This window comes from Pseudarthrobacter cremeus (assembly GCF_051857465.1).
GTDB lineage: Bacteria > Actinomycetota > Actinomycetes > Actinomycetales > Micrococcaceae > Arthrobacter.
The window spans coordinates 1-1,494 of record NZ_JBPZHC010000036.1; the positions used below are offsets into that span (position 1 = coordinate 1).

Annotated in this window: 1 protein-coding gene; it reads right to left on the reverse strand. The window is 58.4% G+C overall.

Annotated elements, in window-relative coordinates; all coding sequences use genetic code 11:
- Positions 1 to 22 precede the first annotated feature (22 nt).
- Complete coding sequence (locus tag ACS5PJ_RS22595; protein ID WP_439437076.1) at positions 23 to 1,276, reverse strand: IS110 family RNA-guided transposase; 1,254 nt, start codon at positions 1,274 to 1,276, stop codon at positions 23 to 25.
- Positions 1,277 to 1,494 lie beyond the last annotated feature (218 nt).

Consider the following 1,494-nt stretch of genomic DNA (forward strand, 5'->3'; position numbering starts at 1 on the left):
CCCAGTGATGCTCCTATGGTTGTCAATTCATTTCTTGAGTCGCTTGCTCCTCGAGCCATGTCCGGTAGCTTGTTGCGAGTTCGTCGTTGCGGATGATGCCTCGTTCGACGCGGGAGATAATGGAGGGCCATTGGCTGAGTTCGGCGGCGACCGCGTTGATGGTCAACCCGAGGCTTTTGCGTTTCTGGCGTAGGTCCGTGATGGCTGGCGCCGGTTCCGGGTTGAATATCTGTCGGTATATTTCACGGGATACGTAGCGTTTGAGACAGCGCATGGTCTCTCGCTTGCTTTTCCCTTCGGTGGTGCGTTTACGGACATAGTTTTTCGTGCGGGGACACGAAGACATCCGGGTCAGGACCACTTGATGCAAGGCACGGTTTGCCTTGCGGTCACCGCCTCGGCTCAATCGGTGGCGGGTTGTTTTTCCTGACGATGCCGGGATGGGTGCAACCCCGACTAGTGCCGCGAACTGGGCTTCATCTCCGATCCGTCCCTGGTTGTCTCCCACGGTGATGAGGAGCTGGCTGGCAACGTCTGGTCCTACGCCTGGGAGGTCGCAGAGCAAGGGCGCATAGGAATCGAGGATTTCTTGCAGGGCAGTATCGGCGGCGGTGATTTCCTCGGCCAAGGCCTGGTAGCGGGTGGCCAGGGTCTTCAAGGTCAGAAGCGTCATGTACTCCGGGTCGGCTACATGGCCTGACGGCCTGGTCCGCTGAAGGGCGGTGATCATGGCGGGAGTGGCCATTCCCCTGTATTTTGCCCGGAGAACGTCCGGAGCCGACACGAGGAGTCCCTTGATCTGATTGATTGCTGCCGTGCGGGCTTTCATTGCCGAAGAGCGCGCGGTACGTAGGATCCGCAGGCATTCGACGGGTCCGTCTTTGGCTTTCGGGGTCGAGAGGCCTCGTTCCGCCAATACTGACTGAGCGGCCTGGTAGGCATCCAGGGGATCGGATTTGCCTTTCAGGCGACGCTGGGCTCGGTTTGGTCGGTTGATCTCCAGGACTGTGAGCCCTTCGCTGCGGAGCACCTTGGACAGCCCGGCACCGTATGAGCCGGTTCCTTCGACCCCCACCGCGGCAGCCGTTCCATGACTGGCAATGAACTCCAAGATTTTCCGGTATCCGGAGCCCACGGCAAGGAACTCCTGATCGGCCAGCGGTTTGCCGTACTCGCTGATGATGGCGACGTGGTGAGTATCGGCATGCGTGTCTACGCCGACGAAGACATTTAGCGGTTCTTTTACCAAAATGGAAACTACCCCTGAGATAATCAATGATTAGTTGACGGGCACGTAGGCCAGGTGGGCAGACAAAACGGTAATGGGACTGGTCGAATCAGGCTCCTATGAAGTCATGTCCGCCTGGCTCAACGCACTTATAGCGGAACTTGAACCGGCGGACAGATCACAGGGAAGACAGCACCCGCAGGCACGTCAGTTTGCAAGTGGGTCACACCGGTTCAAGACCAGTTCCAGTATTACCGTTTGCAAGG